This window comes from Massilia rhizosphaerae (genome assembly GCF_016093545.1).
Taxonomy (GTDB): domain Bacteria; phylum Pseudomonadota; class Gammaproteobacteria; order Burkholderiales; family Burkholderiaceae_D; genus Telluria; species Telluria rhizosphaerae.
In genome coordinates, this window is the sequence record NZ_JADKYX010000022.1 from 73,226 (window position 1) to 98,420 (window position 25,195).

Consider the following 25,195-nt stretch of genomic DNA (forward strand, 5'->3'; position numbering starts at 1 on the left):
CCTCAGAGGGTGGAAGGCCGCCCGAATACCGGCATGCCGTTGTCGTCCCAACGCAGCGGTTTGACGAAGGTATGGCGGTCCGGGTTCCACAGCGGATCGCCGACGATTTCCGTATAGGTGCGCGCGTGGTACACGAGCATGACGGTATCGCCATCTTCGGCATACGTAAAGCTGTTATGGCCGGGTCCGTAGATGCCGTGATCGTAGCATGTGCGGAACACCGGCTCGCGCGACTTTGTCCACGACGCCGGATCGAGCAGGTCCGCATTCTCGTCCGCCCACAGCAGGCCCATCGCGTAGTTCTCGTCGGTGGCGCTGGCGGAATACGAGATGAAGATCTTGCCGTTGCGGCGCAGGACAGACGGTCCTTCGTTGACCCAGAAGCCGCGGATTTCCCAGTCGTATTCGGGCTTGGACAGCAGCACGGGCTTGCCTTCGATCTGCCACGGCGTCTTCATTTTCGCGATGTACAGGTTCGAATTGCCTTCGATCTCGTTGTCCTTCTGCGCCCACAGGTAGTACAGCTGGCCGTCGTGGTTGAACGTGGTCGCGTCCAGGCAGAACGTGTCGATGCCGGTGTCGACCTGGCCCATGAATTCCCACGTGCCTTCGAGCGGATTCGCGTTCGTGTTGCGGATCGCGTACATGCGGTGCTGGAACAGCTTGTACTTGATCTCGCGGCTCGGCGCGGCGGCGAAGTAGACGTACCACGCCCCCATATTGAAATGCAGCTCCGGTGCCCAGATCAGTTCACTGTACGGGCCCGTGTCCGGCTTGATCCACGCGTCGACGGTGGGCGCGGCGGCCAGTTCGGCGATGGTCCGCGCGCGGCGCAGTTCGATGCGGTCGTATTGCGGGACCGACGCGGTGAAGTAGTAATAGCCGTCCGTGTGCTTGTAGATGTACGGGTCGGCGCGCTGCTCGATGAGGGGTTTCAGTACGGTGTCTTGCATGGCCTAATCCAAAAAATTCGTTTCGTCTGACGTAGGGTGGGCGGCCTCCGCCCACCAATGCGTCACCGCGGTGCGTGCATTGGTGGGCACGGGGTGCCCACCCTACGCGCCGACTCTAAGCTCTTCCTTGACGGTCGAATAATACTCATCGCTGATGCGGTATTTGAACATCAACGCCCCCATCAGGAAATGGAAGAAGCCCGGAATCACGGACAGCATCAGCGCGATGCCATGCAGCGCCAGCGCGCCCTGCTCCTGGTTCGGCTGGTACTGGAAATAATTCAGCAGCAGGCCCACCATGCCGCCCGCCAGTCCCATGCCGGCCTTTTGCGCGACCGAGATGCCGCCGAACGCGAAGCCCGACACGCGCTTGCCCGTCTTGACCTGGCCGTAGTCGATGGTCTCGGCGATCGCGGACCAGAACACGGGCGCGTGCAGGTCGACGACGAGCGACAGCAGGAAATACAGGAAGAACGCGAGCGCCGTGTCGCCCGGCTTGACGAGGAAGTAAATCATCACGGACAGCACCGCCACCGTCAGCTGCGTGTAGCGGAACAGCTTGACCTTGCAATAGAACTTGGTCACCCACGTCGACACGACCATCGCGATGATGGCGGCCGCGACGCCCGTCGACAGGAATGCGGACACGGTCGCCGTGTCGCCGTGCAGATAATACTTGGCGTAATAGATCGCGACGGAGCCGCGGATCACGTAGCCGATGGTGCCCGTCACGCAGACGGCGCACAGGATCAGCCACTGGTCGTTCTGCGCCAGCACCTTGATCTGTTCCACCAGCGGCTGGCGGCGGGTCTTGTAGACGACGCGCTCGGTCGTCGTGAAGAACGTGAACAGGAACAGCACGACGCCCAGCACGGCCATCAGCGCCATCGCCGCCTGGTAGCCGGCGGCCTGGCTGCCGTTGCCCCAGCGCTGCGCGAGGATCGGCACGACGATGGTGACCATGAACGCGCCGACCTTGGCCAGGAACAGCCGGTAGCCGTTGGCGGACAGGCGCTCCTGCGGGTCGCTGGTGAGGCCGCTGATCAGCGAGATGTACGGCACGCCCACGCCCGACGTCATGAGGGTCATCAGGATATACGTGGAATACGCCCACACGAGCTTGGCGTCGTAATTCCAGGCCGGCGTACTGAACACGGCGAACACGGACAGGCCATACGGCACCGCGAGGAACAGCAGGTAGGGACGGTAGCGGCCCCAGCGGCTGAGGAAGGTATCCGTCATCTGGCCGACGACGAGGTCGGAACACGCGCCCACGATCTTGACGAGCACGAACAGCAGCGCGAGGTCGGTCGTCTTGAGTCCGTAGACGTCCGTGTAGAAGAAGGTGATGATCAGCATCATCGACGAGATCACCACGTTGAGCGCCATGTCGCCGGCGCCGAAGCCCACTTTTTCGAGCGTGGAGAGTTTCTGGGTTTGCATGCGGACGTCCTTCCAAGCGAACAGGGTGCTACGCGGATTTCCCGGGCAGCACCCTCATTATTTCCTAACGATCAGAAACTACAATCCATGTGCGGCGACGGTGCCGCGCAATGCGAAAGTGCGGGAAGCGGGCGCGAAACGGCCCGTTGCGATGGGTTTCATACGTCTCCTATGTAGGTATTGTTATTTCTGCACTGGCATGCTCAACGGTAATGTTAGGCGCTCGATTGAGAACGATCAAATCAATTTTTCCGCAACTTCGATATCGTTTTTCGTATCTTTAACACCGACTGCGGCCGTATGACATCGATTACACGTGGCACAATGCGAGGTATCCGAACATTCCCATGAACGCATGCCGACGCCCGCCATCGCCACGTTTCCCGCATTCCGCGACCTGATCCTGGACACCGATCCGGACGCCGTCGCGACCCCGGCGCAGATTCCCGACGGTTTCCTGCTGGCGCGCGCCGCCCCGCTCAGCGTCCACTACATCCCGTTCGATTACGTGAACTCCGCGGCGCGCCTGGTCCTGGTCGGGATCTCGCCCGGCTTCGTGCAATGGAAGAACGCCGTGCGCGAAGCCCGCCGCCACCTGGCGCTGGGCACGCCGGAAGACGACATGCTGCGCGCGGCCAAGTACACGGGCGCGTTTTCCGGCGCGATCCGTCCCAACCTCGTCGCCCTGCTCGACCACGTCGGGCTGCAGCACTGGCTCGGCATCGCCAGTTGCGCGTCGCTGTTCGACGCGCACGCGCACCTGATGCACGTGACGGCCGTGCTGCGCCATCCGGTGTTCGTCACGGACAAGAATTACAACGGCGCGGCGCCCAACATGCTGACGACGCCGCTGCTGCAGTCCCAGCTGCTCGACTATTTCGCGGCCGAGGCGCGGTCGCTGCCCGACGCCGTCTACGTGCCGCTGGGCCCCATGGTCGGTCTCGCGCTCGACTGGCTGGCCAGGCAGGGCGTGCTCGCCCCGGAACGCATCCTGCACGGCATCCCGCACCCGTCCGGCGCCAATGCGGAACGCATCGCCTACTTCCTGGGCCGCAAGGACAAGGCCGCGCTGTCGAGCCGCACGAACGGCGCGCAGATCGATGCGGACCGGCGCGCGCTGCACGCGAAAATGGCGGCGTTGGGCGTGGATCGGCACGATTCCGGCGTGTAGGCAACAAAGGCGGGCACGACTGTCTTTCGTGCTGCATGCGAAGCGCACCCGGCGTTACACTGGCAGCGTCCAGGCCCGAGGTCGACGATCATGCAGAATTGTTCTCCTGAAGAGGTTCGCTCCCTCCTCGAAAAAGTCGAGCATCTGCCGGTGCCGTTCTTCAAGCGCCTGATCGAAGCGAGCAACACGGGCATCATCATCGCCGACGCGAGCCTGCCGGACAATCCCATCGCCTACGTCAACCCCGCGTTCGAGCGCATGACGGGCTACGCGCTGCACGAAGTCGTCGGCCGCAATTGCCGCTTCCTGCAGCGCGACGATCGCGACCAGCCCGAAATCGCGCGCGTCCGCCACTGCGTGGAACACGCCGAAATCTGCACGGCCCTGCTGCGCAACTACCGCAAGGACGGGAGCCTGTTCTGGAGCCGCATGCACCTGTTCCCGGTGCGCGAAGACAGCGCCGCGCCCACGCACTTCGTCGCCTTCCTGCAGGACGTGACGGAGGTCGTCGAAGCGCAGCAGGCAGCCGTGCAGGCGCGCGAACGCCTGAGCACCGTGCTGGAGGGCATCGGCGACGGCTGCTTCTCGGTCGACCGCGCATGGCACTTCACCTACATCAACAAGCGCGGCGCGACCTGGGTCGGGCGCCGGCCGGAAGACCTGATCGGCAAGTGCATGTGGGACGAGTTCCCGGAAGGCGTCGGCGGGCCGTTCTACCAGACCTACCACCGCGCGCTGGACGAACAGGAATTCGCCAGCTGCGAAGCCTTCTATCCGCCGCTCGGCATCTGGCTGGAAGTGCGCGCCCACCCGTCGCGCGACGGCTTGACGGTGTTCTTTGCCGACGTCACCGAACGCAAGGAAGCCGAGACGCGGCTCATGCACCTGGCCACGCACGACAGCCTGACGGGATTGCACAACCGCCTGTCCTGCCTGCGCACGCTCGACGAGGCGCTCGCGCGCTCGGCCGAGGAACAGCGGGAGGTGGGCGTGCTGTTCGTCGACCTCGACCACTTCAAGGAAGTCAACGACGCCCACGGCCACCGCGCCGGCGACCTGGCCCTGAAGGAGATCGGACGCCGCTTGGGCAGCCTGGCGCGCGACGGCGTCACCGTGGCGCGCATCAGCGGCGACGAATTCGTGTTCGTGCTCGAACGGATGGATATCGAGGGCGCGAAAGGTGTGGCCGGCGCCGTCCTGCAGCAACTGGCCATGCCGATTCCCGTCGACGGGCAACACGTCGCCGTCGGCGCCAGCATCGGCATCGCGATCGGCGGCGGCGGCGAGTACTCGGCCGACGAACTGCTCAACAACGCGGACGCCGCCATGTACGAGGCCAAGGACAATGGCCGCCACACGTTCGCCGTGTTCTCGACGCACGCGCGCCACCTGCTCAAGCAGCGCCTGGAACTGCGCCAGGACGTGTTCTCGGCCCTCGACCGGCGCCAGTTCGTGCTGTTCTACCAGCCGCAGGTCAGCGCCGCCAACGGCGCCGTCGTCGGCGCGGAGGCGCTGCTGCGCTGGGAACATCCGCGCCTCGGCGTCCTCGCGCCCGACCTGTTCCTGCCGATGCTGGAAGGCTCGCCCGCCATCACGGCTGTCGGCGCCTGGGTCTGCGAGGAGGCCTGCCGCCAGGCGCGCGAATGGGAGTTGCTGGGCTACCGCCTGCGGATGGCGGTGAACGTCTCGCCGCGCCAGCTGACGGACGAGAACCTGCCGCCCCTCTTGAAGAACCTCGTCGAGCGCTACGGCCTGGACGCCGAGTGCATCAAGCTGGAAGTCACGGAGAGCATGCTGATGCAGGACATCGAGAAGGCGGCCGCCGTGCTGAGGTCACTGCAGGACGACGGCTTCCGCATCGCCCTCGACGACTTCGGCACCGGCTATTCGAACCTGTCCTACCTGCGCCAGCTGCCGATCACCACGATCAAGATCGACCGCTCGTTCGTGCGCGAGATCGGGCAGGACCGGCGCTGCCTCGACATCGTCAACGGCGTGATCGCGTTCGCCAAGTCGCTCCAGCTGGACGTGATCTGCGAAGGCATCGAGACGGAGCTGCAGAAGGAAGCGATCCGCTCGACGGGGTGCGACGTGCTGCAGGGTTACCTGATCGGCAAGCCGATGCGCGCCAGCGATTTCCGGGCGCTGCTGCTGGCCCAAAAAGACGAACCCGGGTGCCACCAACCGGACACGTAACCCATCGATTCACCTCGTCTCGGTTACCGATTACGGCTCCGCGAACGTGTAGGGTGGGCGCCCCGCGCCCACCAAACGTTTGCGGACCGCATACGCATGGTGGGCGGAGGCAATGCCCCCGGCATTACCTCCCCGCCCACCCTACGCTGTAACCGCCACCTCCGGTATCACTTTTTCCACCTGCCGCTTGAACGCGTACAGGCTGCCGAGCATCAGCGTGATCGGCACGAGCGTCAGGTAGAACGCGAAATGCCCGTTGAAATGCCCGAACACATACCCCGTGATCAGCGACCCTGTCGTGCCGCCGAGCGCCGAGAAGATCACGAGCAGCCCCGTCATCGGCGCGTGCTGGTGGCGCGGCAGGGAACTCAGCATCACGGAATTGATGCCCGGGTAGATCGGCGCCATGAACAGGCCGATGAACGGGAACAGGAACGCGGCCACCGGCGCCGTCGCCCACGTCACGTTCGGATCGTGGGCGATGCCGTGCGTCAGCGGCAGCGCGAGCAGCACCGTGGCGCCCATCGCCAGCATGCACACGCTCAGCACCGGATACCAGTTCAGGCGGCGCATGATGAAGCCGGCGGACAGGCGGCCCGCGGCCAGGCACCCCGCGTAGATGCTCGTGACCTGCACGCTCATCGCGGCGGGCAACTTGAGGATTTCGTTGTTGAACGTCGGGAGCCACGTGCCGACGGCCTGCTCGACGAGCACGTACAGAAAGGCCGTCAGCACGAACACGCACACGAGCGGGCGCGCGAACAGGCGCAGCATCTCGACGAAGTCGGCGGCCGGTCCGCGGCTGTGCGGCGGCGCGGCGCCCCGCTCGTCGAACGACGTCGACAGCACCAGCAGGAACGTGGCCACGCACAGGCCGGAAAGCAGCCAGTACACGTTCAGCCAGCTCGTCGACGCCGGATGGTCGGAATCGATGAAGAAGCCGAAGATCCAGTACGCCGACAGCACGCCGACCATGAAGAACCCTTCCAGCAGGTTCGTGATGCCGGCATGCTGCTTGCGGTCGCGCGCGACGAGGCCGATGGTCGAATACACCGAGACCTTCGCCAGCGCGAACCCGACGCCCACGCACAGGAACAGCAGCTTGGCCGTGGCGAAGCCCGGCACGAGCGGCATCGCCAAGGTGGCGACGGCGACGATCGCGAGCGCCAGCAGCATCGCCTTCTTGTAGCCGAAGCGCGGCAGGGTCGACGCGACGAGGAACGACACGATCGCGATCGGCAGGTCCTTGAAGCCTTCCAGCACGCTCGCCGCGCCCTTGTCGACGCCGTAGTTGTGGATGACCTGCAGGATCACCGTGCCCACGCTGTTGAGCAGGATGGCGAACATGAAGTAGATGAGGAACAGGGCCAGCAGGATGCGTCGTTGGTTCACGTTGTCTCCGTATTTTTTTATCGTGCGCGACGTGTCAGTAGTCTTGCAGCCGGAACGCTGCCAGCGACGGTATCACATGGTCGGCCCGGTGCAGCACGTCCCTGCTGCCGACGCCCACCGCGACCATGCCCGCGTCCTTGATCGACGCGACGCCGGCGGCGGCGTCTTCCACGCCCAGGCAGTCCGCCGGCGCCACGCCCAGGTGCGCGGCCGCGGTGAGGAAGATCTCCGGATCCGGCTTGCCGTTGACGATGGTGGCGGCGTCGACGACGTCGTCGAAGCGGTCGCGGATGCCCAGGCGGTCCAGCACCGTGAACGCGTTGCGGCTGACCGACGCGAGGCCGATCCTCAGGCCCGCCGCGCGCACGTCTTCCAGCGCGCGCAGGGCGCCCGGCAGCAGGTCGGCCGGGGTCATGGTCGCGATGAGTTCCTGGTAATGGCCGTTCTTCGCGTCGGCCAGGCTGCGTTTTTCCTCGGGCGCGTACGTGCGCGGCGCGCGCGCGAGGATCAGTTCCAGGGACCCCACGCGGTCGACGCCTTTCAGTTGTTCGTTGAACGCTTCGTCGAACGGCGCGCCCACGCTGTCCGCGAGGCGCTTCCAGGCCAGGTAGTGGTAGTGCGCGGTGTCGGTGATGACGCCGTCGAGGTCGAAGATCACGGCTTTGAATTTGCTGACCATGCGGGGATGCATTATGGGTTCTCCATGCGGATGTGCGCGCGTTGCGCGTCGAGCGCGATCGTGGTGCCGCGGTGCGCGAACGTCAGGCGTTCGCCGCGCAGCAGGCGGTAGTCGGTGCCGGTGGCGTCGACGGCGACGTCCAGCAGCGCGCCGCGCACCTGCGCCTTGAAGCGGTAGCCGGTCCAGCGGTCCGGCAGCGTGGGCGCGAAGCGCAGGCCGGCGTCGTCCAGGCGCATGCCGGCAAAGCCGTAGGCGACGCCGAGCCACGTGCCGGCCATCGCGGCCGTGTGCACGCCGTACTGCGTGTTCGCGTGCGTGTTGTCGAGGTCCAGGCGGGCCGTCTCCATGAAGTAGGCATAAGCCTTGTCGCGGTAGCCGATCTCGCTGGCGACGATGCTGAAGATGCACGAGGACAGCGAGGAATCGTGCGTCGTCACGCGCTCGTAGAAATCGAAGTCGCGCCGCTTGTCCTCGAGCGAGAACTGGTTCGACAGCAGCAGCAGCGCCAGCACGACGTCGGCCTGCTTGCACACCTGGTGGCGGTAGATGACGAGCGGGTGGTAGTTGAGCAGCAGCGGGTAGTGGTCCTGCGGCGTGTTCGCGAAATCCCAAGGTTTCTTCGACAGGAAGCTGTCGTCCTGCTCGTGGATGCCGAGGTCGTCGTCGTACGGCAGGAACATGGCGGCGCTGGCCGCGCGCCATGCTGCGATTTCGTCGGGCGCGAGGCCGATGGCCTGCGCCACGCGCGCATAGTCGTCCGGACGCTCGGCGCGCAGGCGCTCGGCGACGTCCGCCGCGAACGTCATGTGCATGCGCGCCATCGCGTTCGTGTAGTAGTTGTTGTTGACGAGGGCCGTGTACTCGTCCGGCCCCGTCACTTCGTTGATGCAGAAGCGGCCCTTGCGGTCGTAGCTGCCGATGCCGGTCCAGATGCGCGCCGTCTCCAGCACGATCTCGGCGCCCTGCTCCGCCATGAAGTCGAAGTCGCCCGTGGCCAGCAAGTACAGGCGGATCGAGTACGCGACGTCCGCGTTGATGTGGTATTGCGCCGTGCCGGCCGGGAAGTAGGCGGAGCATTCCTCGCCCGCGATCGTGCGCCACGGGTACAGCGCGCCCTTGGCGTGCGCCATCCGGCGCGCCCGCTCGCGCGCCTTCGGCAGGCCGTTGTAGCGGTACTGCAGCAGCGCGCGCGCGATCTCGGGGCGGGAAAACAGGAAGAACGGGAACACGTAGATTTCCGTGTCCCAGAAATAGTGGCCCTCGTAGCCCTCGCCCGTCACGCCCTTGGCCGCGATGTTCGTCCGGCCGTCGCGGCCGACGGATTGCAGCAGGTGGAACTGGTTGAAGCGCACGCCCTGCTGCAGCGCGTCGTCGCCGGCGATGGCGACGTCGGCCTCGCGCCAGAAGCCCGCCAGGTAGTCGGCCTGCTCCGCCGCCAGCGCGGCAAAGCCGTCCGCGCGGGCGCGGGCCAGTTCGGCGCGGGCGTGCGGACCGACGGCGTCGAGTCCCATGTCGCGCGAACTGGCGTAGGCGACGAATTTGTGCAAGGTGAACGTGGCACCCTGCGCGACGTCGGCCTCGAACGCGTGACCCAGGTCGAGCTGCTCGACGCGGACGTCGGCGGCCACCGCGACGTCCGTCGCCGTGGCGAGCGTGAAACCGCTGTGGCGCGTGCGCTGCAGCAGCAGGACGTCGCGCGCGCCGACCTCGCGCCCGGTCTCGACCAGCGACGCTCCCGTCAGCGCGGACCCGACGCGCGGATCGTCGCCCGCCTGCAGATTCGTCACGGCCGCGTCGACGTCGGCGACGATCCTGACCGTTCCCGCGAAATTCAGCGGCGTGACGGCGTATTCGATCGCCGCCACGTGCTTGCGTGCGAGGCAGACGAGGCGGCGGCTAGCGATACGCAGGCGCTTGCCGCTCGCCGTCTCCCAGTCGACCGTGCGCGCGAGCAGGCCGGTGTTCAAGTCCAGCGTGCGCTCCCACGCCAGCACGCGCCCGCCATCGATGGAGAAGCGCTCGCCGTCGACGACGGCCGCGACGCGCTTCGCGTTTGGCACATTCAGCATGAATTCGTTCACGCGCGCCAGGCCATAGGCGTTTTCCGGATAGCGGATCGCTTCCGTGTCGTAAAAGCCGTTCAGGTACGTGCCTTCCAGCGTCTCGCCGGCCCCGCCGGCGGTGCCTTCGTCCGGCGTGCCGCGCATGCCGATCCAGCCATTCCCCAAGGTGAACAGGGTCTCGTGCAGGAAGGCGCGCGCCGGATCGAACACCGTTTCGCGGATGCGCCAGGGCTCGGCCGCGATCGCGCTGTTGTTATCGATGTCATTTTTGGTATCGATGTCATTCGTCACTTCAGTTTCCTCGTTCGTGCGCGGCGCGCGTTTTCAAGCTTGTCGGTGGTCGGGGGCGATCAGGTGTGGCGTACGATCAGCGTCGTCGGCAGCATTTCCGAATGCGCCGGCTGGCCTTCGATCTTGGCCAGCATTTTTTTCGCGAGCAGCACGCCGCCGTCGCGCAGGTATTGGTGGACGCTCGTCAGCGGCGGCACGAAGCTGGCGGCGCCGGGCGTGTCGTCGTAGCCGATCACGGAGATGTCGTCGGGCACGCGCAATCCCGCTTCCGTCAGCGCGCGGATGGCGCCCATCGCCAGCAAGTCGCTGGCGGCGAACAGGCCGTCGATGCTGTGGCCGCTCTTCTTTTTCAGCAGCGACGTCACACAATCGAATCCCGCCTCGAACGTGAACGCCTTCGGCCGCAGGATGTGCACGGTGGCGCGGCCGGACACGGCATCGATGAAGCCCGCGCAGCGTTCCTGCACCTCGGCGTGGTCGACGTCGCCCACGAAGATCAGCTTGCGCCGGCCCTGCTCCAGGAAGCGCTCGGCCACGCTGGCGCCGCCCTTGCGGTTGTCGGAGCCGACGACGGTATAGGTGGCGCCGTCTTCCGGCGCGCCCCACACGACGAGCGGCAAGGTGGTGTGCTGCAAGGCCTTGACGGCCTCGCCGTGCGAGCCCTGGCCCAGCAGGATCAGGCCGTCGGCACCCTGCACCGGGGCCGTGTCGAGCAACTGCTTGGAGGTGAGCACGACGCTGTAGCCGGCCGTCGTCAGTTCCTGCGTGATGCCGCCCAGGAGTTCGAGCGGATACGGGTCCGACATCGGCCGGCCCTTCACGGGCGTCATCTCGACGACGACGGCGACCGAATACGAACGGCGCATGCGCAGGTTGCGCGCGCTGATGTTGAAGCGGTAGCCCTGCTCTTGCGCGATCTTGCGGATCTTTTCCCGCGTGTTTTCCGTCACGAGCGGACTGTCGCGCAGCGCGCGCGACACGGTGATCGTGGAGACGCCGGCGATCTTCGCCAGGTCTTCCATCGTCACGGCGGTGTCGCCGGGCAGGTTTTTTTTCGCTTGCGCCATGGTTCTTCGTGTTCGGTAATGCTGGGATAGCGATAACAGGTTACTTGAGCGGAACGCATTATGACAGATTTTTTTGCGCTGTCGACAAAAAATGACATCGATAGCATTTTGATTGACATCGATGTCATCCAGTGTTTCAATGGCCGGACTTTCCTTGTCGAACCATCAATCGACAGGAAAAACGGGGAGGAGACGCCCCGCAGCCGGTTCCCAATCGTACAAGAGAGCACAATATGAAAAACACCATGCAGTTCCCCCAACTGTCGGCAGTTGCCCTCGCCGTCGTCGCACTCGTGGCCCAGTCCCAGGCGAGCGCCCAGCAGGCCTCGCCCGTTCCTGCGCAGGACTCGGTGCAGCAGGAAATCCAGCAAGTCGTCGTGACCGGTACGGCGTCGGCCTCCGGCACGCGCAAGATCGACACGAGCTTCTCTATCACCACCGCGACCGAAGAGCAACTGAAGCAGGCCGCCCCGTCCAGCACGGCCGACGTGCTGAAGATCGTGCCAGGCGTGTACGCCGAGGCGACGGGCGGCCAGTCCGGCGCCAACATCGAAGTGCGCGGCTTCCCGTCGGGCAGCGACTCGCCGTTCGTGTCGGTGCAGATGAACGGCAACCCGATCTTCCCGGTGCCGGTGCTGTCGTTCTTCGAAGGCTCGTCCGCGTTCCGCCTGGACGACACGATCGAGCGCGTGGAGGTGCTGCGCGGCGGTCCGAGCACGATTTATTCGAGCGGCCAGCCGGGCGCCACGATGAACTTCATCATGAAGAAAGGCGACGACGAACCGGAAGGCAGCCTGCGCTTCACGACGGGCACCGGCAGCCTGCGCCGCGTCGACGGCGTCTACAGCGGCAAGATCGCCGACCACTGGTACGGCATGATCGGCGGCTTCTACCGCACGACGCACGGCGTGCGCGATTCCGGCTTCCCGGCCGACGACGGCGGCCAGTTGTCCGGCTCCCTCACCCGCAAGCTGGACCAGGGCGAGCTGACGGTCTATGCCCGCTCCACGTCCGACAAGAACGCGTTCTATACGGGCGTGCCGCTGATCTCGTCGAACAACGGCCACACGATTTCCTCGTTCCCCGGCTTCGATCCGCTGCGCGGCACGCTGATGAGCAACGAGATGCGCAACTTCACCGTGGAGGCGGGTCCGGGCAAGACGCTGACGTACGACCTGGGCGACGGCCGCGGCCTGTCGTCGAACCTGGTCGGCGCGGACTTCCAGCAAAAGCTGAACGGCTGGGACGTGTCGAACAAATTCAATGACTTCAAGGGCGACCTGAACACGATCGCCATGTTCACGGGTAACAACCCGCTGAGCGCGGCCGATTACGTGAGCCAGGCGATCGCGGCGAACAACGGCAATGCGGCCGTGCTGGCCGCGGCCGGCGCGCCGGCCACCAGCGGCGCGATCACCTATGTGAACGGCGGCGGCGCCGTGGCCGGCAACCAGCAGGTGGTGCAGGCGGGCCTGTGGGCCGTCGAGAAGAAGCTGCGCTCGTTCACGGACGAATTCCGCGTCAGCCGCGACATCGGCCACGGCAACACGGTGACGGCCGGCGCCTACGTCGCGAACTACTCGTCGCACGACGTCTGGTATCTCGGCAACAGCCACCTGATGACCGCGACGCCGAACGCGCGCCTCATCGACGTCAAGCTGGACAACGGCGTCGTCGTCGCGCACAACGGCACGGACGGCAATGTGTTCTACGCCCCGATCGCCTCGTACGACGGCAACAACACGGCCGTGTTCCTGGCCGACGAATGGCGCATCAACGACCGCGTGAAAGTCGACGCGGGCATGCGCCACGAGAAGCAGCACATCTCGGGCTCGATCTCGAACCTGACCTCGGGCGACACGGACAACAACCCGCTGACCGTGTACAACAACGGCACGTCGCAGCCGAGCGGCAGCTTCACGGGCCTGTCGCGCGACGACTCCGCCAACTCGTTCACGGCCGGCGGCCTGTATAAACTGACGCGCGATTCGAGCGTGTTCGTGCGCGCCAACCGGGGCCACACGTTCATCTACTTCGACGATTTGCGCAACGCCGGCAGCCAGGACGTCGTGAACGACCGCAACCGCGTCCCGACGCCGAAAGTCACGCAGTACGAGATCGGCTACAAGACCGCAACCCCGCTGTACAGCGCCTACGTGAACGCGTTCTTCGCCGACTTCACGGGCATCTCGTTCCAGCAGATCACGACCAACGGCGTGCTGTACTCGGTGAGCGGCTCGCACGGCAAGGGCCTGGAATTCGAACTGGCCGTGCGTCCGATCGCGGGCCTGCAGCTGCAGCTGACGGGCGACTGGCAGGATTCCACGTACAAGGACAACCCGTCCATCGCCGGCAACGAAGTGCAGCGCCAGCCGAAGTTCCAGTACCGCTTCTCGCCCAGCTACCGCCTGCCGATCGGGGATTACGCCCTGCGCTTCTACGGCACCTACGCGCACGTGGGCGCGCGCTGGGCCGACCAGCAGAACACCCAGTACCTGCCGTCGTATAACACGCTGGACCTGGGCATCCTGGCCGAGCTGTCGGACAAGCTGGAATTGCGCGTCACCGGCACCAACGTGAACAACGAACTCGGCCTGACCGAAGGCAATTCGCGCCTCGTCGGCAGCAGCGTCGGCCCCATCAACGCCCGTCCGATCTTCGGCCGCGCGTGGGAAGCGTCGCTGACCTACCGCTTCTGATGTAACGCTTTATCGCCTCCTCTGCTGTACCCTCTTGGCGGGACTCCGGTCCCGCCTTTTTTTTTCCATCAACGTTCGCAAGCGAAGCTGGCGGCGTCGTCGAGCGCTCCCTTGCCCTTGTAGCGGGCGATCTTCGGCCACGCGCAGATCGGGCGGCTCACGCCCGGGAAGGCGCGGCCGGTGGCGGTGAGGTACGCGGGCGCGTCGTCGTGCTCGACCCATTTCACCAGCGCGGAGAGTCCGTCCATGTCGTCGAGCGCATTGCCGCCGGCGCAGTGCGTCATGCCGGGCACCATGAACAGGCGCGCGACATCGTCGGCCGGCTTCCCGCCGGCCTGCCGCATGTCGGCCGCCAGGCGTTCGTGCCAGCGCACCAGGTCGTCGGCGCTGAAGATCGGATCGGACCAGCCGTCGATCAGCATCAGCTTCCCGCCGCGCGCGGCGAACGTGCCGAGATCGGTCGACGTGGCGTCGGTCCACGCCGCGGTTTGCTCGCTGGCCCGCAGCAGGCGTTCGACGTCGTCCTCCCCGCCGGTCAAGCTGGCCGGGTCGATGGGCGGATATGCGAAGTACCCGGTCAGCGAACTGGCGACCAGGTCGCGCAGGCCGGTATTCGTGCTGCCGTCCGGGTTGACGCCGCCGGTCTGCCACCCGAGCCAGCCGGGCGTGAACACCGACGCGTCCCACGTCCACGGGGTGAAGCGCGGCTTGCCCGACGCGTCGAGCGGCCCCTGGAAGGCGCGCGCGATGGCGTCGGCCTTCGCGGGCGCCAGGCAGGTGCCGGCCGGCTGGCCGGGCTTGCAGGCCAGCGTCCGGACGTCGAAGCGGCAGGCCGCGTGGTCGAAGATCATGCCGTCGCGCGCGCCGTCGAGCGCGTCGCACTTGTCCAGCAGCGCGCCGCGGATCAGCGCCCCTTCGGCCGGCGTGACGTAGCGCGCCGCGGCCCCGCCGGACGCGCGGTCGTAGGCCTTGCCGGTCGCGTACGACAGCACGGCTGCATCGCGCAGATTGAACGCGGGATTGGAGACGAGCACGCCGTCGAACAGGGTCGGATAGCGCTGCGCCATCAGCATGCCTTCGCGCCCGCCGTTCGAACACCCCATGAAATAACTGTGCGCGGGCGCCCGTCCGCCCAGCGCGGCAGTCAATGCCTTCGCCCGCAGCGCGACCTTGCCGATGGCCGCGTACGCGTAATTCAGCTTGGCTTGCTGGTCGCGCGCGAAACTGGCGTCGGCGCCGTTCGCGGCGACGTGCCCGGTATCGGTGCTGACGACGGCGAAGCCCCGCGCCAGCGCCGTCGGACGGCTCGACTGCGCGTTGATGTCGCCGCCCAGGGCCGGCGCGACGAAGCCGTTCATGCCGCCGCCGCCCTGGAACAGCAGGCGGCCGTTCCAGTCGTCGGGCAGGCGCAATTCCATGCGGATCGCGTAAGGCTTGCCGTCGGCGCCGGTGCGGCGCTCGAAATCGCCCTGCACCAGGCAGTGGCGCGCCGGCGCGCTTTCGATGCGGGCGGCGGTGACGTGCACGTCGTCGAGGCCGGACTTGCCGAGCGCCGCGCAGCGCGCGGCCAGGTCGTCCGCCAGCGCCGCACCGGGCAGCAGGGCAATGAGCATGAGGGGGGCGATTCGCATGACGTCTCCAGTTCGTGGTGTTATCGGTCGCCTGCCAGCACGCGTTCGACCAGCACGTCCAGCGCGGCAAACAGCGCGCCGCGCTGGGCATCGGTCAAGGCGGCGAGGACCTCGCCCTCGATGTCCCGGGTGCGGCCGACGAGATCCTCGAGCGCGCGCTGGCCCGCCGGTTCGATCCGGAGGACGTGGCGGCGCCGGTCGTCGGGGGCGCGCGCGCGCGTGATCCAGCCGCGCCGCTCCAGGTCGTCGATCACCGCCACGGCGGACGATTTATCGAGTCCGGTCACGCGGCAGATCTCGCCCTGGGATATCCCCGGGTTGGAGGCGATGGTGGCCAGCGAGGTGAATTCGCCCTCCCGCAACCCGTAGTCGCCGGTGGCCCGGGCGAACTCGCGCGACAGCGCCAGGTTCACCCGGCGCAGGCGGAAGCCCAGCAGCTCGGCCAGTGCCTCCCGGTTCAGCGTCATGGCGGTCCGAAAATAGTTTAATAATTAAACTATTTTAGCAGCCATTCCCGACTTGGGATCAAAAACCGACCTTCAGGCCTGCCGACCACACGCCGGCGCGCGCCCCGAGTCGCTTGCCCTCGCCGTACTGCTCGAACTCGCCGACCAGCGACAGGTTCTCGTTCAGCTTGTACTGCGCGCCCAGGCCGGCGTACACGCCGTTGTCGATGTCGGTGTTGGAGCCGACGTTGCTCTTGTACTGGCGCTCGTTGTGCGACACGCCGAGCTTGCCGTAGGCCGAGAAGCGGTCGTTGATGGGCACCGTGTACTTGGCCGCGAGATACGTGCCATAGCCCTTCGTCACGCCCGTGACGCCGCCGGAAATGCCGGTCTGCTGTTCCGAAAATTGCCGTTCCTGGCGCGAGAAATTCACGTAGCCCGCCTCGATGCCCAGGTTGTTCGAGAAATCGATGCCGCCGAAAATCTTGGCGTCGGCATGGCGGCTGTCCGTCAGCATATTGTTCGCGGACACGACGCCGGCGCCGACGTACGGATGGTAGTCCGGCGTGCCGGATGCGGTCGACGATTGCTGGGCCCGGGCGGCGGTGCCGGCGGCGAGCGCGGCGGCGGCGAGGACGAAGGTCAATGCTTTCATGGCTATCTCCTGTTCTGGTCGTTTGCGCGATCCGGATCGATCGCGACGGCCGCCACGATAGCAATGTGTTCAAAAAGCAAAAACGCGGGAATGGTAAGGATCTGTTACCGCTATGCAGACAACTGACCGAAAAGGCAAATATGCATGGCAATGCGGCAACGATTATTGCAAGAAATAGCGCGACGTAGGCTGCGGGTTGCCGGCCGTACGCCGGCGCCATTTCTGTTTCATCTTTTTACAATTGTGGTGCTTACTTCGCTTCGTTCGCCACGTTGATGAACGGGATCGCACCGCCCGCCACGTTCGGCAGCTTGCCGTCCCACTTCTCGATGGCCAGGCGCTGGTTTTCCATCTCGCGCAGGCGGATCAGTTCCGGCGTCACCTGCTGGCGCTGCACGGCCAGCGATTCCGCCTCGGCCTTGGCCTGGGCCACGCGCTGTTTCGCTTCCACTTCGATGCGCTGCAGGTCGCGCTCGGCCTTGAGCTTGAGCTGCTCGGCCGTCGTCTTCGCTTCGATCGCTTCGTTGAACGAGCGCGAAAAATTAAAGTTCACGATCGAGAACTCGTCCACCATGATGCCGTGGCGGGCCAGCCGTTGCCGCAATTGCGCCACGATCTGGTCGCGCACGTCGGTGCGCTTGGCGATCAGTTCCTCGGCCGTGAAGCGTGCCGTGACGGCCTTCACGGCTTCCTGCACGGACGGGATGATGATGCGCTGGCCCGGCTCGTTGCCCAGGTCGCGGAACACCGTGACGGCGGCATCCGGCCGCACGTGGTAGTTCAGCGCCACGCGGGTGTGCACGGTCTGCAGGTCGCGCGAGGCGGCGTCGCCGTCGCCTTCGCCCTTCTGGATCGAGACGTTGACGAGGTTGAGCTTTTGCGCCAGCGGCACGCGGAAGTGGATGCCCTCGCTCAGCACCTGGTCGCTCGGATTGCCGAACGTCGTCATCACGCCCCGGTAGCCGGCCGGCACCGTCCCGAACGGGGCCAGCGCGAACAGCAGGACCAGCACGACGACCGCGACGACGAGCCTCTTGGCCGCGTTCAATGACACTCCATTCATTTCAATTCCCTTTCTGCTTGGTTCCGCCGATCGCCTTCGGGTCGGCAGATCGTCCTGTATTGACGACAGGCAAAGTGTATCGCTGTCAGGGCAACAAAAGAATCAGAAATATCGGAGGTTCAACTGCGGGAAAGCCGAAGCATGGCCCGGCGGACGTTCACCGTGCGGGATCTTCCGCGAGCGTGAAGCGGAACGTCGGCTCGATATGGCGCGCGTGCAGGAAGCGGACGATGTCCTCCAGGGTCGCGTCCTTCAGCAGCAGGCCGTCCGGGATGCCGTCGTCGCGCGCCGGCGGCACGGTCAGCGGCACGGTCGGCGGTGCGGCCGGCGCGGCGGGCGCCAGCCGGGCCAGCGCGTCATTGAACGCTGCGGGCGTGATGCTGTCCAGGCCGTCGAGGAACGCGACCTGCCCCGCCGCGGGCGGCGCCATGTCGAGCCCGGATTCGTCGACGAACGACGCGCCCATGCCCGGATGGATGAACGCGGCCCAGGTGCCGGTCGCCCCGTTCAGGCAAGGCGGCAGTTCGACGGGACCGGTGACGCCGGCGGCGGGCGGCAGCGTGTCGGGCCAGAGGCGGTCCAGCCCCTCGACGAAGCGCCGCGCCTGCGCCACCGGGACGGGCGCCGCCAGCGACAGCCACAGCACGAAGCCGCCCGCGCTCGCGACGCTCACGGCCGGCGCCGGAAAACCGAAGGTCTCCTGCAGGCCGTTGGCGACGGCGCACAGGCGCTCCCAATGCTGGACGTCCGCCCCGGCCGTCTTGCGGAACGGGAGCGCGATGGCGCGCGTGAACCCGTCGCGCGACGCGAGGTCGACGGGCGCGCACGGTCCGCCGTCGCGCCGCTGCGCCAATGCCTGCGCGGCCGGGCTGTCCGGCAGCAGGTACAGGCGGGTCAATTCCGAAATCAGTTTATCCATGTGCGTCCCTGTCGATCGGCCGCCATTCTGGCACAACATGCGCATGGCAGGGGTCACGCCGCGGCCGCGTGGCCCTCGCGCGCGACGACGCGGTTGCGCCCGGCGTGCTTGGCCTCGTACAGCAAGCGGTCGGCCACGTCGACCCAGGCCAGCGGATCGTCGCGCTCGGCCAGCGCCGGATGGCCGACGTACACGCCCATGCTGAGGGTGACGCGGCCGCCGGGATTGTCCGGATGGGGCAGGTCCAGGTGCGCCACGGCCGAGCGGATGCCGTCCGCCACCGCGTTGGCGCCGATCAGGTCGGTATCGGCCAGGATGACGGCGAATTCCTCGCCGCCGTAGCGCGCGGCCAGGTCGGCCGGACGGCGCGTGCCGTCGGCGATGGCGCCGGCCACCTTGCGCAGGCACTCGTCGCCGGCCAGGTGCCCGAAGCTGTCGTTGTAGCGCTTGAAATGGTCGATGTCGGCCATGACGAGGGCGAACGGCGCCCCGCTGCGGCGCGCGCGCTCGTATTCGCGCACGAGGCGCTCTTCGAACATGCGGCGGTTGGCCAGGCCCGTCAGGCCGTCGGTGTCGGCCAGGTTCTGCAGCGACGCATTGTGGCGCTGCAGCGCGGTGCCGGCGCGGCGCAGGTCGCGCTCGAGCCGCTCGCGCACGCGGATCTGGCGCACGAGGATCCTGCCGCCCCACGCCAGCACGAGCAGCGCGGCCAGGCCCAGGACGCCCGTCTGCAGCGTGCCGCGCCACCAGTCGGCCAGGATGTCGTCCTTGGCCTCCCCGAAGGCGACGAACAGCGGGAAGTGCTGCAGGTGCCGGTAGCTGAAAAGGCGCTCGACGTTGTCGATCCTGGACATCAGCATGGCCGAGCCGGAGCCGTCTTTGCGCATGGCCCGCTGCCAGATGGTGCGGTTGCGGATGTCCATGCCGACCTGCTCGTCGTGGAACGGCCGGCGGTAGACCAGGGTGCCGTTGTCGAGCGCCAGCAGGATGGTGCCGTTCGTGCCGACGTCGAAGCTGTCGTAGAAGTGGCCGAACCACGGCAGGTCGAGCGTGACCAGCGCCACCCCGGCGAAGCTGCCGTCGGGCGTCTCGATGCGGCGCGACAGCGGCAGGATCCACGCGCCGGTCGAGCGGCTGCGCACGGGCACGCTCACGTGGGTACCGCGCCCTTTGTGCAGCAAGTGATACTGGAAATACTCGCGGTCGAAATTATTGCCCTGCATGGGACGCGGCAGCGACGACGTCAGCCACTTGCCGTCCGGCCCGTACACGAACACGCCGTGCACTTCGCCGACGTTGCCCGCGACCTCCTGCAGCCGCCTCGTCAGGCGGACGGTGGCGCCATCGCCCAGGCCGTCGTGCTCGATGCGCTCGACCATCTCCGCCAGCACGGTATCGCCCAGCTTGATCGACGTCTCCGCATGCGATGCCAGCGCCCGCGCCATATTGGCCGTGGCGACGCGGCTGTTCTCCAGCTCCGCCCGGTACGCATGCCAGGCGCTCCACGTTTCCAGGCCGGCCAGCAACAGGCAAAAGCAGGACAGCAACCCGACGGCCAGCGCCACCAATGGCCGGCGCGCCCCGTCGAGCACGGGCAGTGCGGAGCCGGCGTGTTCGCCATCATGGCCGGCGCTGTCATCGGAAATGTGCATGCGATGCTCCGAATCCCTCCGGCCACCAGCTTAGTCGCGTCGCGGCGCGGCGTCCACCGGCGCACGGCCATCCGGGCCGCCGCTTGGCGCTAGATTTCCACCTGCGTGCCCAGCTCGATGACCCGGTTGGTGGGAATGCGGTAATAGTCGGCGGCGTCGCGCGCGTTGCGCTGCAGCGCGACGAACAGGTGCTCGCGCCACGGCGCCATGCCGCCGCCTGGCGTCGAGATCACGGTCTGGCGGGCAACGAAGAACGAGGTCTGCATCATGTCGAACGCCAGTCCGTGCGCCGCGCACTGCGCGAGGACGCCGGGAATGTCGGGCTCGTCCTTGAAACCGAACCGGACGTCGACCTGGTGGCAGCCATGGCCCAACTCCGTGACGCGGATCCGCGACGCCGCGTCGACACGGGGCTCGTCCGCGATGTGCACCGTGAGAAACACGACGCGCTCGTGCAGCACCTTGTTATGCAATAGATTGTGTAGCATCGCATGGGGCACGCCGTCGCTTTCGCCGCGCAGGAAGATCGCCGTGCCGGCCACGCGCGTCGGCGGCCCGATGAACAAGGACTCGAGGAACGCGTCGAGCGGGATGGCGTGCTTCTGCAGGTTGTCGAACACCTGCTGGCGACCCCGGCGCCACGTCAGCATCAGGGTGAACAGCAGCACGCCCAGCGTCAGCGGGAACCAGCCGCCGTGCAGCAGCTTGAGCACGTTCGCCGAAAAGAACGCCGCGTCGATCGCGAAGAAGAACCCGGTCGCGCCCACGCACAGCAGCAGGTTCATGCGCCAGCGGTAGCGGATCACGAAAAACGTCAGGATCGTCGTCGCCAGCATCGTCGCGGTGACCGCGATGCCGTACGCCGACGCCAGGTTGTCGGACGAGCGGAATCCGACCACGGCCAGCAGCACCGCGATCAGCTGCAGCCAGTTGACGAGCGGCAGATAGACCTGGCCGATCTCGCGCTCCGACGTGTGCACCGTGCGCATGCGCGGCAGGAAGCCCAGCGCGATCGCTTCCTTCGTCATCGAGAAGGTGCCCGAGATCGTCGCCTGCGACGCGATGACGGTCGCGACGGTCGACAGCACGACCAGCGGATACACGCTCCAGGCGCCCAGCTGCTGGTAGAACGGATTGGCGATCGCGTCCGGGCGGGCCAGCAGCAGGCCGCCCTGGCCGAGATAGTTCAGCGCCAGCGCCGGAAAGGCGACGGCGAACCACGCGAGCCGGATCGGCGTGCGGCCGAAGTGCCCCATGTCCGCGTACAGCGCCTCGGCACCGGTGAACGCCAGCACGATCGCGCCGAGCGCAAGAAACGCCGTGCCGCGGTTGTCGACGAAGAAGCGCACCGCGTGCCAGGGATTCAGGGCGACCAGGATGCCGGGGCTCTTGACGATGTTCAGGACACCCATCGCCGCCAGCGCCGCGAACCACACCAGCATGACGGGACCGAACCAGCGGCCGATGCCCGATGTGCCATGGCGCTGCGCCGCGTACAGGCAGATGAGGACGACGATCGTCAGCGGCACGACGTAGGGCTGCAGCGCCGGCGTCGCGACTTCCAGCCCTTCGACGGCCGACAGCACGGAAATGGCGGGCGTGATCACGCTGTCGCCGTAGAACAGCGACGCGCCGAACACGCCGATCAGGAGCAGCGCGGCGTGCAGGCGCCGGCGGTTGCCGACGGCGCCCAGCGCGAGCGCCAGCAGGGCCATGATGCCGCCTTCGCCGCGGTTGTCCGCGCGCAGGACCAGGGTCACGTACTTGAACGAGACGATGAGGGTCAAGCCCCAGAAGATCAGCGACACGACGCCGACCAGGTTGGCCGGCGTGAGCGCCAGCCCGTGCACGGGATCGAACACGGTCTTCAGCGAATACAGCGGACTGGTGCCGATGTCGCCGTAGACGATGCCGATGGCGGCCAGCGCGAGGCCGGCCACGTTCTTCTTGTTGTGCGGCGTATCCAACCAAATTCTCCGGGCGTTTGTCGTGACCGGTATCGTACCGGCCGGCCCGTAAAGATTTTGTAAAAAGAACGCACCCGCCGAGGGTGCGCCGGCGTGCCCGCGCCGTATAAACAAACCCTTTATCCGGGCCGCACGTCTTTTTAGAAAATTTTTACATGCACCTGCCTACACTTCAGGCATCGCGATCAACGAAGCAAGGAGCAGACATGCATGCCGCGTTGTCCGCCGTGGGCGAACGTCCTTACGGAGCGCCACGGCCATGATCGTCACGATTGTTCACGCCGCGCTGCCGGCCGCCGGCGCCGCGCTGGCCGAAAACTTGGCCCTGCTGCGCGGGCGCCACGGACGGAAGGTGCTGTTGCTGGATGCCGGCGCGGAGCGGATGCGCGAACACTGGAGCGCCGACCGCGACCGGTCACGCCTGCGCCCCGCCGTGACCACCCGCACCGTGACCGGACGCGGCTTGTCTGCGGACCTGGAACGGTTCCTGGCGCGCTACGACGACATCGTGATCGAAGCCGGCGACGGCAACGACAACAGTCCAGAATGCCGCCGCGCCCTGATCGCTGCCGAGGTCGCGCTGATCCTGCTGGCGCCCGAAGACGCCGGCATCGACGCCCGTCATCCGCTGATCGCCCGGCTCAATGGTGCCCGCATGTTCAACCCCGGCCTGCGGGTGCTGTTCGTCGCGGCGGGCGGCGAACACGATCCGGCGCCGGAGGCGTTGGCCGCAATGCGCACCGACGCGGCCCGGGTGATGTCGGCCGGCGTCGCGCATACCGTCCTGCACCTGCCGGCGCTGTCGTGGGGCGCCGGCCAGCCCGGCCGCTGCGCCAGCGATATCGAAAGCAGTACCGGCGCCGCCGAGATGACGGCGCTGTACGACGAGGTCTACCAGGCCGACGCACCGCAGGTCGTCAGTGTCGGCAAGATTTTTTAAACAACTGGAATAAGGAAGTCACCGTGGACATCGTCTTCATCGGCGCGATCGTCGTGTTCGCCACCTTGACCTGGGGCATGGCATGCGGCTGCGCCAGACTTGGGGAACGCAAATGACGCTGTTTTACCTGATTGGCGCGCTCGCATCCGGCACCCTGCTCGCGTACCTGCTGTACGCCATGTTCCGCGCGGAGGACCTGTGATGGACATACATTCGCTGGCGCTGCCGGCGCTGTTTTTCGTCCTGTTGCTGGCCATGTCGTGGCCGCTCGGGATCCTGCTCGCGCGCGTAGCCGACGGCGGCCGAGTGCGCGGTTTCGGCTGGCTCCGCCGCGTCGAAGCCGTGTTGTACCGCGCCGCCGGCGTCGACGCGGACGCGGGCATGGACTGGAAAACCTATGCCCTGGCCCTGCTCGCGTTCAATTCGCTCGGCACGCTGGTCGTCTACCTGCTACAGCGCACGCAGGCCTGGCTGCCCTTCAATCCCCAGGGCCTCGCCAACGTCAGCCCCGATTCGGCGTTCAACACGGCCGTCAGCTTCGTCAGCAACACCAACTGGCAGGGCTACTCGGGCGAGCAGACGATGAGCTATCTGACCCAGATGCTGGCGCTCACGTGCCAGAACTTCTTCTCGGCCGCCACCGGCATCGCCGTCGCGTTCGCGCTGATCCGCGGCTTCGCGTCGAAGTCAGCACGGTCGATCGGCAATTTCTGGGTCGACCTCGTCCGCATCACCCTGTACGTGCTGCTGCCGCTGTCGCTGGTATTTTCCGTATTCCTGATGGGCCAGGGCGTGATCCAGAACTTTTCCGCCTACCGGCAAGTGCAGTTGCTGGAACCGCTCACCCACGCGCAGACGGCAACCGCCACGCAAACCATCGCGATGGGCCCGGTGGCGTCGCAGGAAGCCATCAAGATGCTGGGCACGAACGGCGGCGGCTTCTTCAACGCGAACTCCGCGCATCCGTACGAGAATCCGACCCCGCTGTCGAACCTGTTCCAGATGGTGTCCATCTTCCTGATCCCGGCCGGCCTGTGCTTCGCGTTCGGCCGCCTCGTCGGCGACCGCCGCCAGGGCTGGGCGGTCCTGGCCGCCATGGCGCTGCTGTTCGTCGTGATGGCAGGCAGCGTCATGATGGCCGAGCACCACGCGCATCCGGCATTGACCGCGCTGGGCATCGACCAGCATGCGAGCAGCCTGCAATCGGGCGGCAATATGGAAGGCAAGGAAACCCGCTTCGGCATCGACGCCTCCGCGCTGTTCGCCGCGGTGACCACGGCCGCGTCGTGCGGCGCGGTGAACTCAATGCACGATTCGTTCACCCCGCTGGGCGGCGCGGTGCCGCTGCTGCTGATCCAGTTCGGCGAAGTGATCTTCGGCGGCGTCGGGTCCGGCCTGTACGGCATGCTGATCTTCGCGATCATGGCCGTCTTCATCGCCGGCCTGATGATCGGCCGCACGCCGGAATACCTGGGCAAGAAGATCCAGGCCTATGAAATGAAGATGACGTCGGTCGCCATCCTCGTCACGCCCGTGCTGGTGTTGACCGGCACCGCTGTCGCCGTGCTGGCCGCGGCGGGCAAGGCCGGCGTCGCCAACCCCGGCGCGCACGGCTTTGCGGAAATCCTGTACGCGTTCAGCTCGGCCGCCAACAACAACGGCAGCGCCTTCGCCGGCCTGTCCGCCAACACCCCGTTCTACAACTGGATGCTGGCGATCGCGATGTGGTTCGGCCGCTTCGCCATGATCGTGCCGGTGCTCGCGATCGCCGGCTCGCTCGCGGCCAAGCAGCGCCTGCAGACGACGGCCGGCACCATGCCCACGCACGGCCCGATGTTCGTGGGCCTGCTGGTCGGCGTCGTCGTCCTGGTGGGCGTGCTGAATTACGTGCCGGCGCTCGCGCTCGGTCCCGTCGTCGAGCACCTGCAACTGTTCGCCAAATAAAGGAGCCGCCATGTCCCAACTGCA

At 66.6% G+C, this 25,195-nt stretch carries 20 protein-coding genes; 7 read left to right on the top strand and 13 right to left on the bottom strand.

Features of this window, described 5'->3' with window-relative positions; translation table 11 throughout:
* Window positions 1-2 precede the first annotated feature (2 nt).
* Together ISF28_RS25430 and ISF28_RS25435 are read right to left on the bottom strand one after the other, a co-directional pair.
* Window positions 3-953 carry a glycoside hydrolase family 43 protein gene (locus tag ISF28_RS25430; protein WP_198119971.1) on the bottom strand — a complete coding sequence of 317 codons (951 nt, stop codon included), beginning with the start codon at window positions 951-953 and terminating at the stop codon, window positions 3-5.
* A gap of 102 nt (window positions 954-1,055) precedes the next feature.
* A complete protein-coding gene (locus ISF28_RS25435) occupies window positions 1,056-2,396 on the bottom strand; it encodes an MFS transporter (protein ID WP_198119972.1) in 1,341 nt (446 codons plus the stop codon).
* Window positions 2,397-2,751: 355 nt separating this feature from the next.
* Here ISF28_RS25435 and ISF28_RS25440 point away from each other — a divergent pair, with 355 nt between their 5' ends.
* A complete protein-coding gene (locus ISF28_RS25440; RefSeq protein ID WP_229519376.1) occupies window positions 2,752-3,567 on the top strand; it encodes a hypothetical protein in 816 nt (271 codons plus the stop codon).
* A gap of 90 nt (window positions 3,568-3,657) precedes the next feature.
* Complete coding sequence (locus tag ISF28_RS25445) at window positions 3,658-5,763, top strand: sensor domain-containing protein (protein WP_198119973.1); 2,106 nt, start codon at window positions 3,658-3,660, stop codon at window positions 5,761-5,763.
* Between the two features lie 141 nt (window positions 5,764-5,904).
* Here the strand turns inward: ISF28_RS25445 and ISF28_RS25450 are convergent, their stop codons facing one another.
* The 4 genes from ISF28_RS25450 to ISF28_RS25465 are packed head-to-tail and all read right to left on the bottom strand — an operon-like array spanning window position 5,905 to window position 11,255.
* Window positions 5,905-7,155, bottom strand: a complete 1,251-nt coding sequence (locus tag ISF28_RS25450) for an MFS transporter (protein ID WP_198119974.1) — start codon at window positions 7,153-7,155, stop codon at window positions 5,905-5,907.
* Window positions 7,156-7,189: 34 nt separating this feature from the next.
* A complete protein-coding gene (gene pgmB / locus ISF28_RS25455) occupies window positions 7,190-7,846 on the bottom strand; it encodes a beta-phosphoglucomutase (RefSeq protein WP_229519377.1) in 657 nt (218 codons plus the stop codon).
* Window positions 7,846-10,188 (bottom strand): glycoside hydrolase family 65 protein, encoded by a 2,343-nt coding sequence (locus tag ISF28_RS31305; RefSeq protein ID WP_370663498.1) that lies wholly within the window; start codon window positions 10,186-10,188, stop codon window positions 7,846-7,848. The genes pgmB and ISF28_RS31305 overlap by 1 nt, the downstream gene beginning before the upstream one ends.
* A 59-nt stretch (window positions 10,189-10,247) precedes the next feature.
* Window positions 10,248-11,255, bottom strand: coding sequence for a LacI family DNA-binding transcriptional regulator (locus ISF28_RS25465; protein ID WP_229519378.1), 1,008 nt, complete (start codon window positions 11,253-11,255; stop codon window positions 10,248-10,250).
* A 233-nt stretch (window positions 11,256-11,488) separates the two neighbouring features.
* On the opposite strand from ISF28_RS25465, the gene ISF28_RS25470 reads away from it, so the two are divergent.
* Window positions 11,489-13,954, top strand: a complete 2,466-nt coding sequence (locus ISF28_RS25470) for a TonB-dependent receptor (protein WP_198119975.1) — start codon at window positions 11,489-11,491, stop codon at window positions 13,952-13,954.
* 68 nt (window positions 13,955-14,022) lie between these two features.
* Here ISF28_RS25470 and ISF28_RS25475 read toward each other — a convergent pair whose 3' ends face one another.
* The 7 genes from ISF28_RS25475 to ISF28_RS25505 form a co-directional block, all read right to left on the bottom strand.
* Window positions 14,023-15,585 carry a DUF6351 family protein gene (locus tag ISF28_RS25475; RefSeq protein ID WP_198119976.1) on the bottom strand — a complete coding sequence of 521 codons (1,563 nt, stop codon included), beginning with the start codon at window positions 15,583-15,585 and terminating at the stop codon, window positions 14,023-14,025.
* Between the two features lie 20 nt (window positions 15,586-15,605).
* A complete protein-coding gene (locus tag ISF28_RS25480; RefSeq protein WP_198119977.1) occupies window positions 15,606-16,052 on the bottom strand; it encodes a MarR family winged helix-turn-helix transcriptional regulator in 447 nt (148 codons plus the stop codon).
* A 58-nt stretch (window positions 16,053-16,110) separates the two neighbouring features.
* Window positions 16,111-16,686 carry a porin family protein gene (locus ISF28_RS25485; RefSeq protein WP_198119978.1) on the bottom strand — a complete coding sequence of 192 codons (576 nt, stop codon included), beginning with the start codon at window positions 16,684-16,686 and terminating at the stop codon, window positions 16,111-16,113.
* A gap of 250 nt (window positions 16,687-16,936) precedes the next feature.
* The gene (locus ISF28_RS25490; protein WP_198119979.1) at window positions 16,937-17,734 is read right to left on the bottom strand and encodes a prohibitin family protein; all 798 of its coding nucleotides are present in this window, start codon (window positions 17,732-17,734) and stop codon (window positions 16,937-16,939) included.
* Window positions 17,735-17,906: 172 nt separating this feature from the next.
* The gene (locus ISF28_RS25495) at window positions 17,907-18,668 is read right to left on the bottom strand and encodes a hypothetical protein (RefSeq protein ID WP_198119980.1); all 762 of its coding nucleotides are present in this window, start codon (window positions 18,666-18,668) and stop codon (window positions 17,907-17,909) included.
* A 53-nt stretch (window positions 18,669-18,721) separates the two neighbouring features.
* Window positions 18,722-20,320: a sensor domain-containing diguanylate cyclase gene (locus tag ISF28_RS25500; RefSeq protein WP_198119981.1), complete on the bottom strand. Its 1,599-nt coding sequence runs from the start codon at window positions 20,318-20,320 to the stop codon at window positions 18,722-18,724.
* 89 nt (window positions 20,321-20,409) lie between these two features.
* On the bottom strand, window positions 20,410-22,287 hold the full coding sequence (locus ISF28_RS25505) for a potassium transporter Kup (protein WP_198119982.1): 1,878 nt from the start codon (window positions 22,285-22,287) through the stop codon (window positions 20,410-20,412).
* Window positions 22,288-22,546: 259 nt separating this feature from the next.
* Between ISF28_RS25505 and ISF28_RS25510 the strand changes: the two genes are divergently transcribed.
* From ISF28_RS25510 to kdpA, 4 genes are read left to right on the top strand one after another with little or no spacing between them, the layout of a single operon-like run.
* Window positions 22,547-23,227: a hypothetical protein gene (locus ISF28_RS25510; protein ID WP_198119983.1), complete on the top strand. Its 681-nt coding sequence runs from the start codon at window positions 22,547-22,549 to the stop codon at window positions 23,225-23,227.
* 23 nt (window positions 23,228-23,250) lie between these two features.
* Window positions 23,251-23,343 carry a potassium ABC transporter ATPase gene (locus tag ISF28_RS25515; protein WP_198119984.1) on the top strand — a complete coding sequence of 31 codons (93 nt, stop codon included), beginning with the start codon at window positions 23,251-23,253 and terminating at the stop codon, window positions 23,341-23,343.
* Complete coding sequence (locus ISF28_RS25520) at window positions 23,340-23,429, top strand: potassium-transporting ATPase subunit F (RefSeq protein WP_198119985.1); 90 nt, start codon at window positions 23,340-23,342, stop codon at window positions 23,427-23,429. The genes ISF28_RS25515 and ISF28_RS25520 overlap by 4 nt, the downstream gene beginning before the upstream one ends.
* Complete coding sequence (gene kdpA / locus ISF28_RS25525; protein ID WP_198119986.1) at window positions 23,429-25,171, top strand: potassium-transporting ATPase subunit KdpA; 1,743 nt, start codon at window positions 23,429-23,431, stop codon at window positions 25,169-25,171. Before ISF28_RS25520 ends, kdpA begins: the two co-directional genes overlap by 1 nt.
* The last annotated feature ends 24 nt before the right edge of the window (window positions 25,172-25,195 follow it).

Excerpts from the sequence above, each read along its gene's own strand:
- ISF28_RS25470 (WP_198119975.1), top strand. The coding sequence starts at position 11,489 with ATGAAAAACACCATGCAGTTCCCCCAACTGTCGGCAGTTGCCCTCGCC.
- ISF28_RS25430 (WP_198119971.1), bottom strand. The coding sequence starts at position 953 with ATGCAAGACACCGTACTGAAACCCCTCATCGAGCAGCGCGCCGACCCG.
- ISF28_RS25500 (WP_198119981.1), bottom strand. The coding sequence starts at position 20,320 with ATGCACATTTCCGATGACAGCGCCGGCCATGATGGCGAACACGCCGGC.
- ISF28_RS25475 (WP_198119976.1), bottom strand. The coding sequence starts at position 15,585 with ATGCGAATCGCCCCCCTCATGCTCATTGCCCTGCTGCCCGGTGCGGCG.
- ISF28_RS25445 (WP_198119973.1), top strand. The coding sequence starts at position 3,658 with ATGCAGAATTGTTCTCCTGAAGAGGTTCGCTCCCTCCTCGAAAAAGTC.
- ISF28_RS25480 (WP_198119977.1), bottom strand. The coding sequence starts at position 16,052 with ATGACGCTGAACCGGGAGGCACTGGCCGAGCTGCTGGGCTTCCGCCTG.
- ISF28_RS25520 (WP_198119985.1), top strand. The coding sequence starts at position 23,340 with ATGACGCTGTTTTACCTGATTGGCGCGCTCGCATCCGGCACCCTGCTC.
- pgmB (WP_229519377.1), bottom strand. The coding sequence starts at position 7,846 with ATGCATCCCCGCATGGTCAGCAAATTCAAAGCCGTGATCTTCGACCTC.
- ISF28_RS25440 (WP_229519376.1), top strand. The coding sequence starts at position 2,752 with ATGCCGACGCCCGCCATCGCCACGTTTCCCGCATTCCGCGACCTGATC.
- ISF28_RS25465 (WP_229519378.1), bottom strand. The coding sequence starts at position 11,255 with ATGGCGCAAGCGAAAAAAAACCTGCCCGGCGACACCGCCGTGACGATG.
- ISF28_RS25435 (WP_198119972.1), bottom strand. The coding sequence starts at position 2,396 with ATGCAAACCCAGAAACTCTCCACGCTCGAAAAAGTGGGCTTCGGCGCC.
- kdpA (WP_198119986.1), top strand. The coding sequence starts at position 23,429 with ATGGACATACATTCGCTGGCGCTGCCGGCGCTGTTTTTCGTCCTGTTG.
- ISF28_RS25485 (WP_198119978.1), bottom strand. The coding sequence starts at position 16,686 with ATGAAAGCATTGACCTTCGTCCTCGCCGCCGCCGCGCTCGCCGCCGGC.
- ISF28_RS25495 (WP_198119980.1), bottom strand. The coding sequence starts at position 18,668 with ATGGATAAACTGATTTCGGAATTGACCCGCCTGTACCTGCTGCCGGAC.
- ISF28_RS25510 (WP_198119983.1), top strand. The coding sequence starts at position 22,547 with ATGATCGTCACGATTGTTCACGCCGCGCTGCCGGCCGCCGGCGCCGCG.